Source organism: uncultured Nitratireductor sp., assembly GCF_913053745.1.
Classification (GTDB): domain Bacteria; phylum Pseudomonadota; class Alphaproteobacteria; order Rhizobiales; family Rhizobiaceae; genus Nitratireductor.
Map to the genome: position 1 here is coordinate 1 of NZ_CAJXGF010000227.1, position 5,036 is coordinate 5,036.

The 5,036-nt window shown below is 62.6% G+C and carries 5 protein-coding genes; 1 reads left to right on the top strand and 4 read right to left on the bottom strand.

The features are described 5' to 3' along the window. Nucleotides 1-65: 65 nt before the first annotated feature. Complete coding sequence (locus tag QZ638_RS22480; RefSeq protein WP_295814792.1) at nucleotides 66-968, bottom strand: ROK family protein; 903 nt, start codon at nucleotides 966-968, stop codon at nucleotides 66-68. A gap of 70 nt (nucleotides 969-1,038) precedes the next feature. On the opposite strand from QZ638_RS22480, the gene QZ638_RS22485 reads away from it, so the two are divergent. Beyond that, the gene (locus QZ638_RS22485; protein WP_295814795.1) at nucleotides 1,039-2,040 is read left to right on the top strand and encodes a LacI family DNA-binding transcriptional regulator; all 1,002 of its coding nucleotides are present in this window, start codon (nucleotides 1,039-1,041) and stop codon (nucleotides 2,038-2,040) included. Nucleotides 2,041-2,084: 44 nt separating this feature from the next. On the opposite strand, the gene QZ638_RS22490 is transcribed toward QZ638_RS22485, so the two are convergent. The 3 genes from QZ638_RS22490 to QZ638_RS22500 form a co-directional block, all read right to left on the bottom strand. Then, nucleotides 2,085-2,879 carry a transporter substrate-binding domain-containing protein gene (locus QZ638_RS22490; protein WP_295814799.1) on the bottom strand — a complete coding sequence of 265 codons (795 nt, stop codon included), beginning with the start codon at nucleotides 2,877-2,879 and terminating at the stop codon, nucleotides 2,085-2,087. A gap of 19 nt (nucleotides 2,880-2,898) precedes the next feature. Further along, nucleotides 2,899-3,816 (bottom strand): isoaspartyl peptidase/L-asparaginase, encoded by a 918-nt coding sequence (locus QZ638_RS22495; protein WP_295814800.1) that lies wholly within the window; start codon nucleotides 3,814-3,816, stop codon nucleotides 2,899-2,901. Nucleotides 3,817-3,819: 3 nt separating this feature from the next. Further along, on the bottom strand, nucleotides 3,820-5,036 hold a 1,217-nt coding region (locus tag QZ638_RS22500), incomplete at its 5' end, for an ATP-binding cassette domain-containing protein (protein ID WP_295814802.1).

Consider the following 5,036-nt stretch of genomic DNA (forward strand, 5'->3'; position numbering starts at 1 on the left):
GTTCGATCCTGTCCGCTCCACCCTCGACGCAGGCCTCGACGCCTTCGAGCGTGTCCACGCAAACCTCAAGTGTCGCCCGCATTGTGTGCCTCCGTTGCAAAAATCGCCGCGCCCACCAGCGCCTTTTCAGCCCCGCCCCGAACCGGAACGAGGAGGCGTTCGCTCCGTTCGATCAGACAGCGCTGACGCACCTCCGCATCAAGCGCTTCAATAAGTGTTTCGTCCTGTGCCAACCCACCGCTGATCGGGATGATGGACGGATCGACCATGTTGACCATATTGGCCAGCGCACCGCCGACAATGTCCAGAAACACATCGACGGTGCGTGTCGCCCATTCCTCGCCCGCATGCCATTGCGCAAGGATCGTCACGCTGTCGCTTTCAATGCCATGCAGGTGCCGGTGCAGCCGCTCGATGCCACGGGCGGCCCCCAGCGTATCGACACATCCCACCTGGCCACAGCCGCATTCGATGGCCGGCAGCACGGTTCCCGTGCGCATGGCGCTTGCCGGGCCGTGCCCCCATTCGCCGGCATTGCCGGTCGCGCCCGTCACCACCCGTCCATCGATCACCACCGCACCGCCAATGCCCGTTCCAATGATCGCCGCCAGCACCTGCCGGTGCCCGACGCCAATGCCCGTCTGCGCTTCGGCGAGCGCAAAAGCATTCGCATCGTTGATGACGTAGACCGGGCGCGAAAGCGTCTTGCGGAGATCGTTGGCCACGTTGCGACCGGTGATGCAGGGAATATTGGCGCTGCGCGCGAGCCCGGTCACGGGATCGATCACCGCCGCGATGGAGATGCCGACCGGCGCATCGCCCTCACCCGCCATCGCCTTCACCGTTTGGCGGAACGCGTCATAGTCGCGCGCGGGCGTCGGCTGCCTGTCACGAATGACGGGCCTGTTGTCGGCACCCATCTCCGCAACGACGGCCTTGGACCCGCCGATGTCAAAACAACATATCATTTCAATTCTTTCGTGTTTGATGGCATAAGGCCGCGAAGCTCAGAACATGACAAGAAAACCGGAAAAATCCATGCCCGAAGACAAACCCGCGCGACCAAAACGGCCAACGATTGCCGATGTCGCGAAGCGGGCGGGCGTGGCGCCGGCAATCGTTTCCCGCGCGCTTTCGCCGGAGCGCCGCCCGGTCTCGCGCGAGAAGCGCGAACGCGTTCTGAAAGCGGCTGCGGAGCTTGGCTATAACCAGAACCCGCTGGCGCGTGGCCTGGCCACCAATTCGCTCGACATGGTGGCGGTCATCGTCAACCACATCACCGATCTTTCCGACCTCGACCTGTTCGACCCGCTGCTCGAAGCGATCCAGGCGCTTGGCAAGCAGGCCGTCATCATCCGTGTCGGCAACACCGAGAAGATCGAGGATTTCCTGCGCAACAGCGCCGCGTTTCACGTTCACGCAGCGCTCGTCTTTTCCGATTTCGCGGATGCTGCAGGCGTGCGCACGCTCTTCCACAGCGACAATGTGCTGATGCTGAACGGGCGCTTCGACGCCAAATCCGCCTACATCACCATCGACGAGGCGGCGGGCATTCGCGAGGCGGTGACGCGTGCACTGAAATGTGGGGCGAAAACCGGCGCGCTGGTTACCGGTCGTCAAACCTCGCTTGTCGAGCAGGCGCGCATTCAGGCCTATCGGCACATCTGCGCCGGAGCGGGGCTCGATCTCGTTCAGGAACTGCAGGGCGATTATTCCTATGCGTCGGGCCTGACCCTCGCCAGCAGCATCGACGCAGCCAGTCTTCCCGATGCGATTTTCTGCACGTCGGACGCTATGGCCATGGGCATGATGGACGGATTGAGACGGCGCGGTCTTCAGCCGCCCCGCGACTATCGACTTTACGGGTTCGACGCGGTGGTGAACGCCAATTTCGACGCCTTCGACATTTCCTCGATCGGCTTTGACAAGGCGGAGCTGATCCATGGCATTTCGATGTTTCTGAAGGATCCGGCTGGCTATCGCGATCATCCGGAAGTGCACGAACTGCGCACCCGTTTCGTCGAGCGCAGCACGGGTTGACGAAAATGCCCGCCGGCGAGGTTTCGCCAGCGGGCCGTTCGGGCTTACCAGAGCGGGTTCAGCTCCGGCGGATTGGCATCCTCGCCCCACCATTTCTTGTAGTTCGCCTCATAAGCGCCGGACTGGATATAGTCCGAGACGAACATATCGAGCCAACGCACGAAGTCCGGATCGCCCTTGGCGACGGCAATGCCGATGGGATCGTTGGAATAAAGCCCTGGTACGGTCACAAGCCCCTCTTCCTTTGCCGCGAGATAATCGAGCATGGAAGAATCCTCGATACCGGCATCCACGCGCTTCTGGCGCAGAAGCAGCACGCCATCGGGTGAGAATGTGTCGGTGTAGACCAGTTCCGCACCCGGCACTTCGCGCTTCAGGAAGGTTTCACCCGTGGTGCCGCGCCCCACGACGACCCGCTTGCCGTCGAGATCGGAAAGACTGTTAATCCCCGCGTCCGATTGGGCAATGATGCGCAAGCCGGCACGGTTATAGGGGATCGAGAAGCTTACCGCCTTGGCGCGCGCGAGCGTTGCGGACGTGTTCGCAACCACGATATCGAGCTGGCCGGAAACCAGCATGGAAACGCGCGCATCGCCCGAAACGTCGGTGAACTCCACCGGCACGCCGATCTTCTCGGCAAGCAGGGTGGCGACGTCGACGTCGTAGCCGACAGGGTTGTTCTTGTCGTCGCGGAAGCCGATGGGTTCGCCACCCAACGACACGCCGATGCGCACCGTGCCGCGCTCGATGATGTCATCCAGCATTCCGGCCGCCGCCGGTCCGGCGAGCACGGCACAAGCCGCCAGCGCCACGATGGTCTTCTTCACGAGAGATTTCATTGAACTCCTCCTTTTCAGATCAGATCGGTTGCGATTGCCGCTTTTCCGGAGCGGCCATGGAAGGCTCCCAGAACCAGTAGGCCACAGTGCCCTGGCCATGGAGATTGACGACACGGTGATTGCCGTGCGTGTCGAGCGCGTGGATCACCACTTCGCCGATAAAGCCGGTGTCGAGCGCGAGCAGGTCGTCGGCTGCGCTTTGGATCGCATCATCGAGAGGCAGACCGCATTTCATGCCGTGAACGATTGCGTGCGCCGTCGCAGAACGCATGGTCATCTCGCCGGTATGCGTGCAGGCCGCCGCGCCATAGCGGCTGTCGGCGTAAAAGCCTGCACCAGGGATCGGGCTGTCGCCCACGCGGCCCGGGTATTTCCACGCCCAGCCCGAGGTCGAGGTGACGGTCGCGATCCCACCGGTCTGGTCCTGCCCCAGAAACACGGTGGTGTCGCGCACCCGTTCCGGATCGGTGATCGCCCCCAGAAGCCCCGCCAGAGGCGTGTCGGGGAAAGTGCCCTTCTGTTCCTCGGTCATCAGGCCATCGAGCTTTTCCCACCAGACGCGCTTGCTGTCCGGGTAGAGCATGTCATCGGAATTGAAACCGATTTCATCTGCAAACCTGCGAGCGCCCTCTCCGGTCAGCATCACATGGGGCAGCCGGCGCATCACCTCGCAGGCGAGCGCGGCCACATGCAGCGTGCGCGGCACGGCGCCCACCGTGCCCACGGCGCGGGTCGTCCCGTCCATCACGCCGGCGTCGCATTCCATCACGCCCAGCATGTTGGGCCAGCCGCCATAACCGACGCTGCGCACCTTCGGATCGGCCTCCACGAAGCCGATGCCGCGCACCAGTGCATCCACGGCGGATTTTCCGTTCTTCAGGTCGGCAATGGATTCGGAAAATCCGGCTTCGGCCTCGCAATTGGCAAGAAGTATCACGCGTCAGTCTTTCTTCATCTTGGTGAGGAACTGGCGGATGCGCGGCACAGCAAAGCCGCCATCCTCCGCAAAGAAACGTTCGGTGGGCATGTCGACGATAAGTTCGCCCTTTTCCAGAAAAACGATGCGGCTGGAAATGCGCCGGGCAAACTCGACCTCATGGGTCACGAACAGCATGGTCGTGCCGCTGCGGGCAAGCTCGGCCAGAATGTCCAGCACCTCGCCCGTCATTTCCGGATCGAGTGCGCTCGTCACCTCGTCCAGCAGCAGATAATGCGGGTCCATCGCCAAAGCCCGGCAGATGCCGACACGCTGGCGCTGCCCGCCCGAAAGCCGCTGCGGGTAGGCCGTGGCGAGATCGGCGAGCCCCACAAGCTTCAGGAGTTCGCGCCCCCGTGCTTCGGCCTCTGCGCGCGGTTTCTTCAAAACGTTGATCGGCGCCAGCGTGATGTTCTCCAGCGCCGTCATGTGCGGATAGAGGTTGAAGAGCTGGAACACCGTCGCCGAGCGGCGTCGCGCCACCGCAAGCCCGGCCTTGGTGGACACATCATTGCCATCGACAGTGATGTGCCCGCCGGATACGGCCTCCAGCCCGTTGATGCAGCGGATCAGCGTCGATTTGCCCGAACCGCTCGACCCCAGAATGGTCACAACCTCGCCCGGCTCGATGGTCAGGTCCAGATGATCGATGACGCCGCCGGCCTTGCCGTAATGAAACTGCACGCCCTCGAATGCGATCCGCCCTTTTGAGACGACCAGGTCCGGCGCATCCGGCCTGTCTTGGACGGCGACCGGTTTGACGATGGTTTCGGCGCTGTCCTCAATCGTTCCCATATTTCGGAACAGGCCATTGAGCTGACCGAACAGGCGGTTCAGCAAAAAGTGCATACGCAATACCAGACCAAGCGTGAAGGCCACGTCCCCGGTCGAGATCGCGTTCTGCTGCCAGAGACTGAGAGCCAGAGCCGCCACGAGCGAGATCATCGTTCCGTTGAGGATGTTCATGACCACGCGGATCGTGGTCAGAACCCGGGTGAACCGCTTGAGCTGTAGGAGAAAACCGGTGAAGGCTGTGAGGGCCCCCCGGTTTTCCTCCTGCCGCGATCCGAACAGCTTGACCGTCTGGATGTTGGTGTAGGTGTCCACCAGGCGCCCGGTGACCCCGGATCCGGCATGGGCGACCTTTTTCGCCTCCTGCCGTACCCTGGGCACGAAATGCC

Bases quoted from the DNA above. Each gene is read 5' to 3' on its own strand.
- QZ638_RS22490 (WP_295814799.1), bottom strand. From the start codon at position 2,879: ATGAAATCTCTCGTGAAGAAGACCATCGTGGCGCTGGCGGCTTGTGCC.
- QZ638_RS22480 (WP_295814792.1), bottom strand. From the start codon at position 968: ATGATATGTTGTTTTGACATCGGCGGGTCCAAGGCCGTCGTTGCGGAG.
- QZ638_RS22485 (WP_295814795.1), top strand. From the start codon at position 1,039: ATGCCCGAAGACAAACCCGCGCGACCAAAACGGCCAACGATTGCCGAT.